Annotated in this window: 13 protein-coding genes and 1 pseudogene; 7 read left to right on the top strand and 7 right to left on the bottom strand. The window is 74.5% G+C overall.

All coding sequences use genetic code 11. The annotated features are described in order from the left end of the window. From ACWEQL_RS34680 to ACWEQL_RS34665, 4 genes and pseudogenes are all read right to left on the bottom strand, one after another. A pseudogene (locus ACWEQL_RS34680) lies at positions 1-344 on the bottom strand (hypothetical protein); the annotation flags it as partial. 89 nt (positions 345-433) lie between these two features. Further along, entirely contained in the window at positions 434-2,284 is a 1,851-nt protein-coding gene (locus tag ACWEQL_RS34675; protein WP_452154365.1) for a serine/threonine-protein kinase, read from the bottom strand. 353 nt (positions 2,285-2,637) lie between these two features. Continuing rightward, positions 2,638-3,786 (bottom strand): hypothetical protein, encoded by a 1,149-nt coding sequence (locus tag ACWEQL_RS34670; protein WP_452154364.1) that lies wholly within the window; start codon positions 3,784-3,786, stop codon positions 2,638-2,640. Positions 3,787-3,837: 51 nt separating this feature from the next. After that, a complete protein-coding gene (locus ACWEQL_RS34665; RefSeq protein ID WP_452154363.1) occupies positions 3,838-5,655 on the bottom strand; it encodes a protein kinase domain-containing protein in 1,818 nt (605 codons plus the stop codon). 473 nt (positions 5,656-6,128) lie between these two features. Between ACWEQL_RS34665 and ACWEQL_RS34660 the strand changes: the two genes are divergently transcribed. Next, the gene (locus ACWEQL_RS34660; RefSeq protein ID WP_452154362.1) at positions 6,129-6,617 is read left to right on the top strand and encodes a glutathione peroxidase; all 489 of its coding nucleotides are present in this window, start codon (positions 6,129-6,131) and stop codon (positions 6,615-6,617) included. Positions 6,618-6,749: 132 nt separating this feature from the next. On the opposite strand, the gene ACWEQL_RS34655 is transcribed toward ACWEQL_RS34660, so the two are convergent. After that, positions 6,750-7,661 (bottom strand): LysR family transcriptional regulator, encoded by a 912-nt coding sequence (locus ACWEQL_RS34655; RefSeq protein ID WP_452154361.1) that lies wholly within the window; start codon positions 7,659-7,661, stop codon positions 6,750-6,752. A 97-nt stretch (positions 7,662-7,758) separates the two neighbouring features. Here ACWEQL_RS34655 and ACWEQL_RS34650 point away from each other — a divergent pair, with 97 nt between their 5' ends. From ACWEQL_RS34650 to ACWEQL_RS34625, 6 genes are all read left to right on the top strand, one after another. Further along, a complete protein-coding gene (locus tag ACWEQL_RS34650) occupies positions 7,759-8,463 on the top strand; it encodes a succinate dehydrogenase cytochrome b subunit (protein WP_452154360.1) in 705 nt (234 codons plus the stop codon). A gap of 104 nt (positions 8,464-8,567) precedes the next feature. Continuing rightward, positions 8,568-10,478, top strand: a complete 1,911-nt coding sequence (locus ACWEQL_RS34645) for a fumarate reductase/succinate dehydrogenase flavoprotein subunit (RefSeq protein WP_452154366.1) — start codon at positions 8,568-8,570, stop codon at positions 10,476-10,478. Further along, a complete protein-coding gene (locus tag ACWEQL_RS34640; RefSeq protein WP_452154359.1) occupies positions 10,475-11,212 on the top strand; it encodes a succinate dehydrogenase/fumarate reductase iron-sulfur subunit in 738 nt (245 codons plus the stop codon). The genes ACWEQL_RS34645 and ACWEQL_RS34640 overlap by 4 nt, the downstream gene beginning before the upstream one ends. Positions 11,213-11,584: 372 nt before the next feature. Beyond that, the gene (locus ACWEQL_RS34635) at positions 11,585-11,884 is read left to right on the top strand and encodes a DUF6342 family protein (RefSeq protein ID WP_452154358.1); all 300 of its coding nucleotides are present in this window, start codon (positions 11,585-11,587) and stop codon (positions 11,882-11,884) included. 353 nt (positions 11,885-12,237) lie between these two features. Next, the gene (locus tag ACWEQL_RS34630; RefSeq protein WP_452154357.1) at positions 12,238-12,810 is read left to right on the top strand and encodes a hypothetical protein; all 573 of its coding nucleotides are present in this window, start codon (positions 12,238-12,240) and stop codon (positions 12,808-12,810) included. A gap of 306 nt (positions 12,811-13,116) precedes the next feature. Continuing rightward, the gene (locus tag ACWEQL_RS34625) at positions 13,117-13,410 is read left to right on the top strand and encodes a hypothetical protein (RefSeq protein WP_452154356.1); all 294 of its coding nucleotides are present in this window, start codon (positions 13,117-13,119) and stop codon (positions 13,408-13,410) included. A 54-nt stretch (positions 13,411-13,464) separates the two neighbouring features. Here the strand turns inward: ACWEQL_RS34625 and ACWEQL_RS34620 are convergent, their stop codons facing one another. Beyond that, positions 13,465-14,388: a DUF2797 domain-containing protein gene (locus ACWEQL_RS34620; protein ID WP_452154355.1), complete on the bottom strand. Its 924-nt coding sequence runs from the start codon at positions 14,386-14,388 to the stop codon at positions 13,465-13,467. A gap of 137 nt (positions 14,389-14,525) precedes the next feature. Continuing rightward, positions 14,526-14,836, bottom strand: a 311-nt coding sequence (locus ACWEQL_RS34615; protein WP_452154354.1) for a YgaP family membrane protein, incomplete at its 5' end; no start/stop codon positions are given.

Here is a 14,836-nt window from a genome sequence, read left to right as displayed (position 1 = left end):
CGCAGCTCGCCGGGCGCGTCGGCGGGCGGCGGGGCGTCCCGGGGCCGGTCCTCGGGAGGTCCGGCCGGCCCGCCCGCGCCGCGCGGGGCGAGGACGGTGTGCTCCGGCCCGCCGGTGGACCAGACGGTCGGGTCGAGGAAGGTGGCGCTCGCCGCGTCGTCCTCGTCGAACCTCCCGGCGGGGTGGGGCGGCGGGTAGGCGTGCGCACCCGGGTACGGCGGCGGGTACGCGTGGGCCGCCGGGTACGGCGGCGGGTAGGGCGGCGGCGGAACGGGCCGTCCGGCGTCGTCGCCGATGCGGACGGTCTCGTCGTCGGGGCCGGGCTCCGGTCGTGGCAGGTGCATCAGGTCTCCCGGGATGCGGGGTACGGCGGGCCGGGTGGTCGGGGTGTCGGGTCGTACGGCGCCGGGCGGTACGGCGCCAGCACGGTGGCTCAGCCCGGCGCGTAGCAGTCGGGACCGTAGATCTCCCGGTAGGTGACCAGCCGGTTCCCGGCGGCCGGGGTGGTGGTGACCTCCAGCCCCCACCAGTACTGGTTGCCCTCGGGGTTGAAGGTGTGGCGCACGGTGAGCGCGTTGGAGCCGGAGGCGAGCGTCCGGGTCTCCCGGGCCACCTCGACGCTCGGGGTGCCGCGGCCGGCGTTGCGCCGCCAGATCAGGGTGAGGGTGGCACCGGGCCTGCCGGAGGTCAGCACACCGACGTCGCCCTCCAGCCCGTACAGGCCGTAGCAGCGGACCCCGGAGATGTTCAGCCTGACCACCTGGGTGGGCGGAGGCGTCGAGGTCGTCGGCGGAGGAGGAGGCGTGGTCGGGGTGGTCGGTGGCGGGGACGGGGGTGGCGGCGGTGCCGTCGGGCGGGTGGCGGACGTCGGTGGGGGTGGCGGCGGGGTCGTGGGGCGCTTGGTCGATGTCGTGGGCGGCCGGCCCGAGGAGGTGGTGGGGTCGGGCGGGAGCGATCCGCTCGACTGCTCGTGCGTCGGTGAGGGTGAGGGCGACGGGCCGGGTGGAGGGGTGGGCGCCCCGGAGGTGGTCGGCGGGCGCGAGGACGTCCGGGTGCCGGTGGGCGTGGGTCCCGGCGTGGGCAGGCCGAAGCTGGTGGTGGCGTACGGCATCGGGTCGCCCAGCACCGTGCGGTCGGACGTGTCGCCGACCCCTCCGAGGGCGACGCCGGCGAGCGTGCCGACCCCGAGCAGGCCCACGGTCAGCCCGGCGATCACCTGGGCCCGGCGGGAGAGCGGACGGCTGACCCGCGCGCGGTGGCGCTGTCCGCTCCCCGGCCGGCTCCGGCTGCTCCGGGTGACGGCGGCGGCGGACGGCGCGCCCTGGGAGAGCGTGGTGTGCGCGAACGCGGTGGTGCCGGAGTCGGTGGTGCCGTGGGAACGGCTCGGGAGGAGCAGCGCGAGCAGGGCGACCGTCGAGCTCAGGTCGCTCAGGCCGCGCTCCTGCCACCCCTCGCCGTACCCGGCCGCGGCGACCGCCTCCAGGCGGGCCACGAACTCCGCCGCGCTCGCCGGACGTTCCTCGGGCCGCTTCGCCAGGCCGCACCGGATGAGCTCCCGCACGGGCTCCGGGGCGAGCTCGTCCGGGACGCGGTCCTGGGTGTGCTGGACGGCGAGCTCCAGCTGCGTGGTGCCGCGGAAGGGGCGCACGCCGGTCAGGCACTCGAAGAAGGTGACCGTCGCGGCGTAGACGTCGCCGGCGGGCGAGGCCGGCTCCCCGGCCCACATCTCCGGCGCGAGGTAGGCCGGGGTGCCGGAGATGTCGCCGTCGTCGCCGGCCGGGACGGCGATGCCGAAGTCGACCAGTTTGGAGGTGCCCTCGGCGTCGACCAGCACGTTGGCGGGCTTGTAGTCGCGGTGGACCACCCCGGCCGCGTGGGCGGCGGCCAGGCCGAGCAGCGAGCCCTTCAGCACGACCAGCGCCGCCTCGGGCGTGGTCGCGCCCTCCTCGCGCAGCAGGGCGCGCAGCGCGATGCCGTCGACGAGTTCCATCACGATGGCCGAGTGCGGGCCCCACTCGACGTACTCGTAGAGCCGGGTGACGTGCGGCGAGTCGACCCGGGCCAGGACCTCGGCCTCCTCGCGCAGGCTCGGGTGGTCGCCGGCGCGCTCGTGCAGGTACTTGATCGCGACCGGCGTCCCGGTGGCGTCGTGGACCGCGAGGACGACGCGGCCGCTGGCCCCCGCGCCGAGTTCGCGGACGTGGGTGTAGTCGGGCAGCTGCCAGGGGCCGCCCTCGGGTCGGTACGCGGGTGCTCGTTCGTGGCCGTGCTCGTCCGGCGCCATCGTGGACCCCCTCGTCAGGCGCTGCCCCAGCGGCCGCCGCAGGTGGGCGGCCGCTGCGTTGGACGCCTCGCCCGGGCACCGGGTTCCGCCTCCGGAGGGGGACGTTCTGGCAGGTCGGACGGGTCGTACACGGTCCCGGGAGGTTCCCGCAGGCAGGCGGGCCGGGGGCCGTGCGGCGGGCCGTCGGAACGGTTGGGGACACAGGGGCGCGCGAGGGGGTCGCGCGTTCCACGCCGTCCGCTCCGGCCGCGCGCCGTCACCACCGCCACCGCCACCGAATGCGCCGGGGGCGGTGGGCCGTGACGGCGCCTCACGAGGAGGTGCCGTCGCTTCACGGGGAGGTGCCGGGCGGCTCAGGCGCAGGTGTAGGCGAACGAGGTCGCGGCGGTCCGGGTGCCCGGGGAGAGGATCTCCAGGGTGGCGGTGGCCTGCAGCGAACCGTGGCCCTCGAAGCTCCAGCGCAGCACCAGGTCGGTCCGGCGGGCGCCGGAGCGGACGTCCTGCAGGATCTCGCCCGAGGTGGTGCCGTCGCTGCGCAGCCAGCGGTAACGGATGGTGCCGGCGCCGCCGTTGGTCTCCACGGCCGCCGTGATCACCGCCGTCCCGTTGCAGCCGGGGCCGGCCTGGTCGGTGCTCACGCCGACCCCGGTGACGGCCAGGTCGGGGCCGCTGAAGCGCCAGTAGAGGAAGGCCAGGATCGCCAGCAGCACGGCCACCGGCACCAGCCACCGGCGGCGGCGCTTGCGCGGGGCGGGCTCCTCGGTGGCGGCCTCACCGTGCCAGACGGCGGCGGCCTGCGGCGGGATGCCGGGGCCGAAACGGCGCAGCTCGCCGGGCGCGAGCGGCGGCTCGTCCTTCGGCGGCGCGTCCTGCGGGGCGGCGTCCCGCCGGGCGGCGGCCTCGGAGCCACCCGTCCCGTGGCCGGTCTCGTGGCCGGTCTCGTGGCCGGTCTCGTGGAGGGTGGTGGCCATGGTCGGCACGGTGGTGGTGGCGGTCGGGAGCGTCACGGCCGGATCGGGGGCGCCGCCCCAGACCCTCGGGTCGAGGAAGGTCGCGACCGCGGGCTCCTCGCCGTCCAGCCGGACGGTGGCCTCCGCATCGGGACCGGCGGCGCCGGCGGTGGTACCGACGACGGCACCGGCGGCGGCCGGGAACGGGACCTGCGTGCTCAGCCGGACGGTCTGCGCGCCCGCCGCGCCGTCCGTGCCCGGGGCCAGGCGCACGGTCTGCTCCGCCTCCCCGGGAGCGAGGCGCACGGTCTCCTCCATCTCCCCGGGAGCCAGCCGTACGGTCTCCTCGACCCCCGTGGCCGCCAGGGGCGTGGTCGGCTCGCCCGGCTCCCCGGTCAGCCGGACGGTCAGCTCCTCCGCGCCGGGCGCCGTGCCCGCGCCCGCCGGCGCGCCGAGGCGCACCGTCTTCTCGGCGCCCGCCTCACCGGGGCCGAGCCGGACGGTCTGGTCGGCGCCCGGTTCGGGGGCGGAGTCGGGACGGGGCGTGGGCATGGCTTCTCCAGTGCGCGGTACGGGGTGGTGGAACGGTGGGTGGGGCCGGGGTCAGCGCGGCGGGTCGCAGAGGTAGGCCGCGACCGACTTGGACGACTTGCCGGCGCCGGTGGTGACGCTCGCGCCCCAGGTCGGGAAGGTGTCCGCGGAACCGAAGTCGTGCGAAACCGTCACGGACGTCGTGCTCGACGTGATCGGGACGGAGCTGGTGGCCACGGTCACGGCGCCGCCGGTCGGGCCGCTGTGGAACCAGCTGACGCTGAGCGTGCCCGCGCCGATGCCCGTGGTCTTGACGCTGATCGTCGCCGTCAGGCTCCAGCGACCACTGCAGGAGAGTCCGGTCACGGTGGCCGAGGTGACGGCGAGCGGGGGGAAGATGATGGTGGGCCGTATCGGCGGAGGGGTCGTCGGGGCCGGGGTCGTCGCGACCGGCGCGACGGTGACCGGCGGCGCCGGCGGGAGCCCGGTGGTGGGTGCGGCGCCGCCCGACGGCGGCATCCCGGGCGGGACGGGGCCCTTGCCGGTCGGGGTCGCCGCACCCGGCGTACTCGGCGAGCCCGAGGAGGCCGAGGGCGAGGCGGTCGGGCTCTCGGTGCCGGTGGCCCCCGGGCTGGGCGTGCCGGGGTCGCCGGTCGCGGTCGGGGAGGTGCCGTCCGTGGGGCCGGCGCTGCCGAGGGTGGTGGTGGCCGTCGGGGAGGCCCCGCCGAGGACCGTACGGGCTCCGCCGTCGGCGGCGCCGGCCATGGCCATGCCGGCCACCGTCGCGAGGGTCACCACGCCGGCGCCGACGCCGGCGAGCACCTTGCCCCGGCGGCCGAGGCGCGGGCCCGGGCGGGACTCGGTGTAGCGGACGGGGACGGCGGCCGGGAAGGCCTCGGTGGCCATCGGGCCGGCGGAGTCCGCCGGGGCGCCGGGGTCCGGCACGGCGGTGTGGGCCAGCGTGGTGCCGCCGTCGCCCGCGCCACCGCCGCCGGGCAGCAGCAGGGCGAGCAGCGCGAGGAGCGCCAGCAGGTCGCGCCGGCCCTTCTCCTCCCAGTCGGACCCGTAGCCGGCCGTGGCGACGGCCTCCAGTTCCTCGACGAGGACGGCCGCGCTGTCGGGCCGGGCCTGGGGGTCCTTGGCGAGGCCCGCCAGGATCAGCGGCCGGACCGGGTCGGGGGCCAGCTCGGCCGGGATGGGGGCCTCGGTGTGCTGGACGGCGAGTTCGGCGAGCGTGGCACCGTCGTACGGGCGGGCTCCGGTGAGGCACTCGAAGAAGGTGACGGTCGCGGCGTAGACGTCGGCGGTCGGCGAGGCGGGCTTCCCGGCCCACTGCTCGGGGGCCATGTAGGCGGGGGTGCCGGAGACGTCGCCGCCGTCGCCGCTGGGTACGGCGATGCCGAAGTCGACCAGCTTGGAGGTGCCGGCGGTGTCGACCAGCACGTTGCCGGGCTTGTAGTCGCGGTGGACCACCCCGGCCGCGTGGGCGGCGGCCAGGCCGAGCAGCGAACCCTTCAGCACGACCAGCGCCGCCTCGGGCGTGGTGGCCCCCTCCTCCTTGAGCAGGGTGCGCAGCGCGACGCCGTCGACCAGCTCCATGACGATGGCCGAGCCGCGCTCGCCCTCCACGTACTCGTAGAGCCGGGTGACGTGCGGGGAGTCGATGCCGGCGAGGACCTCGGCCTCCTCGCGCAGGCCGGCGGTGCCGACGGAGCTGTGCAGGTACTTGATCGCGACGGGTGTGCCGGTGGCCCGGTGCCGGGCCAGGACGACCCGGCCGCTGGCGCCGGCGCCGAGTTCCCGCTCGTGGAGGTAGTCGGGGAGCTCCCAGGGGCGCTCGTCCTCGATCTCCGGGGTGGTGTCCCCCTGCTGCTGCTTCCGGTCGTCCATCGCGAACCGCTCTCCCCGTTGTGTCACTGCCCGGCGGCACTGCTCCGCCCGTGCCGCACCGCCGGTACCGCTCCGCACGGCACCGCCCTGCCCTGTCTCCCGCACACGTGGCTCCGCTCCGCTCACGTGTGCGGCGACGCACCTTACGGCACACCGATCGCTGCGATGGACGCGGCCCGGGAAATCCGGGTTCCCGAGTCGGGAAATCGGATCATCACGATTTGAATGCTTCGCACACCGCACCAACTGTTCACCCCGACGGGCGTGTTCGAACGATCGCCCACCATCAAGGGCACCCGCCCACCCGCCACCGGAACGCGCGCCCGTCCGGCTGCGGGAACACCCGCGCGCCCGGCGCGGTTGTGGGGCGCGGGGGCCGACATCGGCACGCCCCTGCCAAGTCGTGTGCGAAACTGCGCGCGAGCCCCCGACCCCGCCGTCCCCGACGGCCCTGCGACGACCCAGGAGACCACGTGAGCCTGTACGACATCCCGCTGCGCACCCTGAACGGCGAGGCCGCCTCGCTCGCCGATCACAAGGGCAAGGCCCTGCTGATCGTCAACGTCGCCTCCAAGTGCGGCCTGACCCCCCAGTACGCGGGCCTGGAGCGCCTCCAGGAGCGCTACGCCGGGCGCGGCTTCACCGTGCTGGGCTTCCCGTCGAACCAGTTCGCCGGGCAGGAGCCGGGCAGCGCCGAGGAGATCCAGACCTTCTGCTCCACCACCTACGGCGTCAGCTTCCCGCTCTTCGAGAAGACGGACGTCAACGGCGAGGACCGCCACCCGCTGTACGCCCGGCTCACCGAGACCGCCGACGCCGAGGGCCAGGCCGGGGACGTCTCCTGGAACTTCGAGAAGTTCGTGATCTCCCCGGACGGCGCCGTGACCGCCCGCATCCGCCCGCGCACCGAGCCGGAGTCGGACGAGGTCGTCGCCGCGATCGAGGCCGTGCTGCCGGCCTGACACCCGGCACGCGGACGACGGGCCCGGGGCGCGACCGCCCCGGGCCCCGCCCCGCCCCCGCACCGAAGCGACCCCGACCCCGGCCCCGGGCCCGGCCCCGGCCCCGGCCCCGGCCCGGTCAGCCTCGCCCGGTCAGTCGAGCAACAGCCGCGTCCCCGGCGGCAGTTCACCCTCCCTCAGATGGGCCAGCAGGGTCTCCCGGAGCGCCGCCGCGGCCCTGGTCGGCGGCAGCTCGTCGCCGTGCGCCACCGCGATGGTCCGCCCCAGCCCCGGCCCCGCGAACGGGGTGACCGCGAGCCCCGAGCGGGCCGCCACCATGCCCGGCAGCACCGCCGGCCCCAGCCCCGCCCGGACGAAGCCGAGCACCGCGTCCATCTCGCCGCCCTCCACCGCGAACTCCGGCTCGAACCCGGCCGCCCGGCAGGCCCCGATGGTCGCCTCCCGCAGGTCGTAGCCCTCGCGGAACATCACCAGCGGCCGTCCCCGCAACTCGGCCACCCGCACCCGCCGGCGCCCGCCCGCCCCGGCGGACACCAGCACCAGTTCCTCGTGCAGCAGCTCGGTCACCGCCAGCGCCGGGAACGCCTCCCCGCCGGGCGGGGTGATCACCAGCGCCAGGTCCAGCTCCCCCGCCGTCAGCGAACGGACCAGGTCGCGCGAGCCGCCCTCGCGCACCACCAGCGCCACCCCCGGGTAGCGGTCCCGGAACGCCCGCAGCACGTCCGGCACCAGGCTGGTGCACAGGCTCGGCGGCGCGCCCAGCCGTACCCGGCCGCGGCGCAGCTGCACGGTCTCCTGGACGGCCAGCCGGGCGCTCTCGGTGTCCGCGAGGATGCGCCGGGCCAGTGGCAGCAGTGCCTCGCCGGCATCCGTGAGGGCGATGTTGCCCCGGGTTCGGTGGAACAGCTCCGCGCCCAACTCCCGCTCCAGTGAACGGATCTGTTGCGAGAGTGACGGCTGCGCGACATGGGCCGACTCGGCCGCGCGGGTGAAGTGGCGGGTCTCGGCGACCGCCAGGAAGTAGCGGAGTTGCTGGAGCTGCACGCCACCCAGGATAGGCGCGCTCCATAGGCCCCGCCTATCGTCACGAGCCGCATCATGTCTTGGACGCGGGCTCGGGAGCGTTCCTACCGTTGTCGCCATGACAACCGCGACTCGGACGGCCCGGCACCCGTCCACTCTGGCGACCCTCTGGCGGTCGACCGTCGGCAAGAAGGCGGTCATGGCCGTCAGCGGACTGGTCATGCTGCTCTACCTGGTCGCGCACATGCTCGGCAACCTCAAGGTCTTCCTCGGCCCGGGCGACCTCAACGGCTACGCGGCCTGGCTGCGCACCCTCGGCGAGCCCTTCCTGGGGCACGAGTGGTTCCTCTGGATCGCCCGGGTCGGCCTGCTCGCCGCCGTCGTCCTGCACGGCGTCGCCGCGTACCAGCTCAGCCGGCGCGACCTGGCCGCCCGGCCGAGCAAGTACGTCCACCGGCGACGGCGGGCGAGCTACGCCACCCGCACCATGCGCTGGGGCGGGGTGATCCTGGCGCTGTTCATCGTCTGGCACATCCTCGACCTCACCACCCTCACCGTGAACCCCAACGCCGAGCACGGCCGTCCGTACCAGAACATCGTGGCCTCCTTCTCCACCTGGTACAGCTGCGTGATCTACATCGTCGCGATGCTGGCCGTCGGCCTGCACGTCCGGCACGGCTTCTGGAGCGCCGCGCAGACCCTCGGCGCCAACAACGCCCGCCGCGACCGGGCGCTGAAGCTGACCGCGAACGGCCTGGCCCTGCTGCTGACCGTGGGCTTCCTGTCCGTCCCCGTCGCCGTGATGACCGGAGTGGTGAAGTGAACACCGACGACCCCGAGTACCCCGACACCGATCGCCCCGACACCGATCGCCCCCGCACCGATCGCCCCGACCCCGACTACAGCGCCTACCGGGAGGGCGAGCCGATCGCCGACACCCGGGCGCCCGACGGGCCCGTCGAACAGCGGTGGGACCGCCGGCGGTTCGAGGCCCGGCTGGTCAACCCGGCCAACCGGCGCAAGCACACCGTGATCGTGGTCGGCACCGGCCTGGCCGGCGGCGCGGCCGGCGCCACCCTCGCCGAACAGGGCTACCACGTCGTCCAGTTCTGCTTCCAGGACTCCCCGCGGCGCGCCCACTCGATCGCCGCGCAGGGCGGCATCAACGCGGCCAAGAACTACCGCAACGACGGCGACTCGATCCGCCGGCTGTTCTACGACACGGTCAAGGGCGGCGACTTCCGCGCCCGCGAGTCCAACGTGCACCGCCTGGCCCAGGTCTCGGTGGAGATCATCGACCAGTGCGTCGCCCAGGGCGTCCCCTTCGCCCGCGAGTACGGCGGGCTGCTGGACACCCGCTCCTTCGGCGGCGTCCAGGTCTCCCGCACCTTCTACGCCCGCGGCCAGACCGGCCAGCAGCTGCTGCTCGGCGCCTACCAGGCGCTGTCCCGGCAGATCGCGGCCGGCACCGTGGAGATGCACCCGCGCACCGAGATGCTCGACCTGCTGGTCGTCGACGGCCGCGCCCGCGGCATCGTCGCCCGCGACCTGGTCACCGGCGAGGTCTCCACGTACACCGCGGACGCCGTGGTGCTGGCCACCGGCGGCTACGGGAACGTCTTCTACCTCTCCACCAACGCCAAGAACTCCAACGCCACCGCGATCTGGCGGGCCCACCGGCGCGGCGCGTACTTCGCCAACCCGTGCTTCACCCAGATCCACCCCACCTGCATCCCCCGCTCCGGCGACCACCAGTCCAAGCTCACCCTGATGAGCGAGTCGCTGCGCAACGACGGCCGGATCTGGGTCCCGAAGGCCGCGGGCGACACCCGGCCGCCCGCGGAGATCCCCGAGGCCGAACGCGACTACTACCTGGAGCGGATCTACCCCTCCTTCGGCAACCTGGTGCCCCGCGACATCGCCTCGCGCGCCGCCAAGAACGTCTGCGACGAGGGCCGCGGCGTCGGCCCGGGCGGCCAGGGCGTCTACCTCGACTTCGCCGACGCCATCCGCCGGATGGGCCGCGACGCGGTCGCCGCCAAGTACGGCAACCTCTTCGAGATGTACGAGCGGATCACCGCCGAGGACCCCTACCGGGTGCCGATGCGGATCTACCCCGCGATCCACTACACCATGGGCGGACTCTGGGTCGACTACGACCTGCAGACCACTGTCCCCGGCCTGTTCGCGGTCGGCGAGGCCAACTTCTCCGACCACGGCGCCAACCGGCTCGGCGCCAGCGCCCTGATGCAGGGCCTCGCGGACGGCTACTTCGTGCTGCCGCCCACCCTCAACGACTACCTGGCCCGCAACCCGCTCGACGCGGTACCGGCGGACCACCCCGGGATCGCCGCCGCCGAGGCGGAGGTCTCCGACCGGCTGAACCTCATCCTGGCCGTGAACGGCGACCGCACCCCCGACTCCTTCCACCGCGAGCTCGGCGAACTCCTCTGGGACGAGTGCGGGATGGCCCGCGACGAGGCCGGGCTGCGCCGGGCGCTCGCCCGGATCCCGCGGCTGCGCGAGGAGTTCTGGCGCCGGATCAAGGTGCCCGGGACCGGCACGGAGCTCAACCAGTCCCTGGAGAAGGCCAACCGGCTGGTCGACTACTTCGAACTGGCCGAACTGATGTGCCTGGACGCGCTGCACCGCGCCGAGTCCTGCGGCGGCCACTTCCGCACCGAGAGCCAGACCGAGGACGGCGAGGCCGCCCGCCGCGACGAGGCGTACTCCTACGCGGCCGCCTGGGAGTTCACCGGCACCGGCGAGGCGCCCGTCCTGCACCGCGAAGACCTCGCCTTCGAACACGTCCACCCCACCCAGCGGAGCTACGCGTGAACCTCACCCTGCGCATCTGGCGCCAAGCGGGCCCGGACGCACCCGGCTCGATGACCACCTACCGGGTCAGCGGGATCAGCCCGGACATGTCCTTCCTGGAGATGCTCGACACCCTCAACGAGGAGCTGATCACCCGCGGCGACACCCCGGTCGCCTTCGACCACGACTGCCGTGAGGGCATCTGCGGCGCCTGCGGCATGGTCATCAACGGCCAGGCCCACGGCCCCGAACGCACCACCACCTGCCAGCTCCACATGCGGCACTTCGCCGACGGCGACACCATCGACATCGAGCCGTGGCGCGCCGCCGCCTTCCCCGTGGTCAAGGACCTGGTCGTCGACCGCTCCGCCTTCGACCGGATCATCGGCTCCGGCGGCTACATCACCGCGCCGACCGGCAGCGCGCCCGACGCCCACGCCACACCCGTCCCCAAGGAGGCCGCCGACACGGCCTTCGAGCACGCCGAGTGCATCGGCTGCGGCGCCTGCGTGGCGGCCTGCCCCAACGGCTCGGCCATGCTGTTCACCTCGGCCAAGGTGGTCCACCTCAACGTCCTGCCGCAGGGCGCGCCGGAACGCCGCTCGCGGGTGCGGGACATGGTCGCCGCGATGGACGCCGAGGGCTTCGGCGGCTGCACCAACACCGGCGAGTGCGCCACCGCCTGCCCCAAGGGCATCCCGCTGCCGTCGATCGCGGCGATGAACCGCGAATTCCTGCGCGGCGTGGCGGGGTAGCGGCGGCGCGGCGTGGCGGGGCGGGGTAGCGGCGGCGCGGCGTGGCGGGGCGGGGTAGCGGCGTGGCGGGGGCGCTGCGGGGGCGCTGCGGGGTAGCGGCGCCTGGCCATTCGATCCGTCTCGATCCGAAACCGAGCATCTCCGATCGGCGGCATGTCATCTTGAGGTAGAAGCGGTCGCTTTCGGAGATTGAGTCAGCGGCGTGATCGAGCTGTGTAGGTTTCTGCATGGATCGGGTGAAGTTATGGATCACCTGGCCACGAAAGGTTTTCCACTGAGGGTGGGCGCGTACTACCGGGCTTCATGCACGGAACCGAGCACACCGGAAGCCCGCGCGAACGAAGCGCCCGCCGGGACTTGAGAGGAATCCTCATGGCTGACATCGATCTCGGACTCGCGTCGGACTGGAACGAGGGCGACACCCACGGCCGCATCTCGCTGCGGCCGAACCAGGTCTACCCGAACTCGCCCAAGAAGGACGTGCTCATCAGCTCGCCGGTGAGCATCGAGCTGTCGGTGAACACGAACTTCTCCAGCTCCCAGGAGGCGGACAAGATCTACTTCACGACCCACCACGGCTCCACGAAGAAGATCATCGCGATCCTCGACTCCGACGGCAACCTGCACATCGCCGGCCGGCTGATCACCGAGCAGAAGGACCTGTCGTACTGAGCTGATCGGCAACTCGCCGCTGCCGGCCGAACCGTAGGGCTTGTCCGACAAGCCCCAGGAAGCGCCGGAACGCTCTGAACGCTTCCGACCGGGCCCGGGCCGCGCACCGCGCGAGTGCCGCCGGCCGACCCGGAGCCTCTGGTTCGAGGGTGCCCGAAGAGGCTCCCGGCGGGCGTCACCATCGACGGCCCGGTCCGCAACTCCGTTGCCGGACCGGGCCGTTGACGTGCATCGATCAGGTTTGTTCGGAAATCCGACACCACCTGATCACAACTCGGCAACCTCCGAACACACCGCCTGTGCGGGCCTATACCGTCTCCCCACCACGATCACGCCAGTCCCCAGGGAAGACGATGCGTATCAGCACCCTCACTCTCCCCCTGTCCACCGGGCTGCTCCTCGCCCTCACCTCGTGCGGGAGCACCACCACACCGCCCACGGCGGTCGCGACACCACCCCCGGCGACCATCCCGGCGAACGCCCCCGCGGCGGCGACCGGCACCACCGCCCGACCCCCGGCGCCGGCCGTCGACGCGGCCGCCGTCACCAAGAAGCTCACCGCCGCGGGCCTGCCGGTGAAGCTGACCGTCGTCTACGACGCCACCAGCGACCCCAACGGCAAGCTCGGCAAACCGCGGCAGTACATCAGCAAGACCGCCTTCGACGACACCCGGGTCAGCGGCCTGGACAAGGCCACCGCCGACGCCACCAAGGGCCGGCGCGACTCGCTCGTCTACGGCGGCACGGTCGAGGTGTTCGCCACCGCCGAGGACGCCCAGGGCTGGGCCGAGTACATCGACAAGTCCCAGCAGGCGATGGGCACTCTGATGATCCCCGATCACATCCTCCGCAAGGGCCCCGTGGTCGTCCGGCTCTCCCACCTGCTCACCGCCGAACAGGCGAGGGCGTACGAGGCGCTGCTCTGATCCGCCGGGCCCCGCGCGGCCGGTCCCGGGGCGGCCTCGACGCCGCCCGGGACGACCTGCCGTCCGGCTCGGCCGAGCGGGGCCCGCGACCGTCCGAATCGCGCTACCGTGGTGGTCGCGTTACGGAGGGTTGCGTGAACTGCCTATGCCAGAGGTAAAGTCCTGCTACGGATGCGGCGGCGCCGGGGGCACCCAGAAGACCGAAACCACGGTCGAGTTCGACGAGACCGGGAATCAGGTGCCCAGGGCACGGAGTTACTGGTCGCCGTGCAGTCAGTGCCACGGGTCGGGAACGGTGGTAGTGGGATGAGGATGATCTTCGAGTGCACCGGGTGCGGCACCCACTACATGCCGCCCGAGACCATGCGTTACCCCGACGGCCCCGCCTCCCCGCTCTGGTGCTCCCGCTGCCAGGCCGACCAGCGCGCCGCCGGCCGCACCGAGGACCCGCTGCTCGCCCGGATCGCCCTGGCGGCCGCCCGCGCCTCGCTCACCCCGCCGCCCGAGGAGCAGAGCCGCCCCGACGTCCGCCCCTCCCGGCCCCCGGTCTCCCGGCGGGCCCGCTCCGGGCCGGGCGGCATGCGCACCAAGCTCGCCTGAGCGGGGCACCGCCGGACGCCCGGGGCAAGGACGTCCGGACGGGGCCGGGTCGGCTCAGAAGAGCTCGCCCTGGACGTCCGGTTCGGCCGGACGGCGGCGCGGCACCAGTCCCAGCCCCGCCGGGGCCACCTCGCCGGCGGCCGCCGTCAGCGTCCAGCCGGTGAGCCGGCGGGTGTCGAGCAGCAGCGGCTCGGGCTGCCCGGGGTGGTCGAGCAGGAGGTGCCGGCCGATCGGCGCCCGGAGGGTGCCGGCGATGACGGCGCCCTCCGCCAGCTCCGTGATCTCCTGGTAGCTCTCCGGGGCGCCCCGGGTCAGTCCGAACAACTCGAGGTGCTCGACCACCGGGTGGGCCGCCGGCAGGTCGAGTCCGTGGTGCTCGTGGAGCAGCCGGTGGGCCCGCTCCCGGGCGGCGGTCAGCGTCGCCCGGTGCTCACCGGCCACCGGTGGCCGCCACCACCCCTCCGTCTTGGCCCGGCTCTTGAAGCGCTCACGGGCGAGGCCCGAGGAGGAGAGGGTCAGTTCGGCCCGGCGGACCGCCGGCAGCGGCCCCCGGGCGGCCAAGGTGTAGGCGAGGGCGCCCTGTTCGAGGAGCCGGCTGTCGCCGCGCTGCTCGGCGGTCAGGCCGACCTTCAGCATCCCCTCGCCGAACCACGCCAGGTAGAGGTGGTACGTCCGGCCGTCGTCGAGGATCTGGTCCCGGGCGAGGGCGAGCCCCCGGTCCACGCTCTGGCAGGCCGGGCACTGCACCGCCCCGCCGGCCGGGTCGATCGCGGCGTGGTGCGGGCACGGGGTGCGCTCGGTGGCACCCACCAGCCAGGCCCCCGTACAGCGGCGCGGCCCGCCCAGGCGCCAGGCCACGGACGTGCCGGCCGCGACGACCCGCTCATGGGTACGGCGACCGTTGACGGCCGCCAGCAGCGGCCGGCCCTGCTTCCAGTGCAGGCCGGTGGCGATCCAGCCCGTCTGCTGTGGGTTCACGCGAGCCCCTCCGTACGGAACCCGGCGAGGTTACCCCGTGCCACCGACACCCCGGGGCCGGTCCGGTGATCCGCATCGCGACGACACGCGGCTCCCCCGGCCTCCGGGCCTTCGGAGCCACGCGTCGTACGGGCGCTTCAGGAACGCCGGGCCGCCAGGGTGGTGAGGGTCGCGTCCAGGTCGTACGGGCGGCGCGGCCGGTTGTGCGGGAGGCGGCCGAGCACCGCGCCCATCGCGCAGGTGTTGGAGAGCGCCGAGTAGACCAGGCCGGCGCCGACGGCCGCCGAGAACCAGCGGGCGCCGGGCAGCACGAGGTCCACGAGCAGCCCGGCGAGCACCAGGCCGCCCGCCGCCAGCCGGACCTGCCGGTCCATCGCCCAGGGCGCCCGGGCCGGCGCGTCCGCCGGGCGGTCGACGCCGTGGCCGGCGGCCGTCCAGGCGGAGGTGC

This window comes from Kitasatospora sp. NPDC004240 (assembly GCF_053603215.1).
Note: the sequence above shows the minus strand (reverse complement) of the source record. Positions and strands in the feature narration are given on the sequence as shown.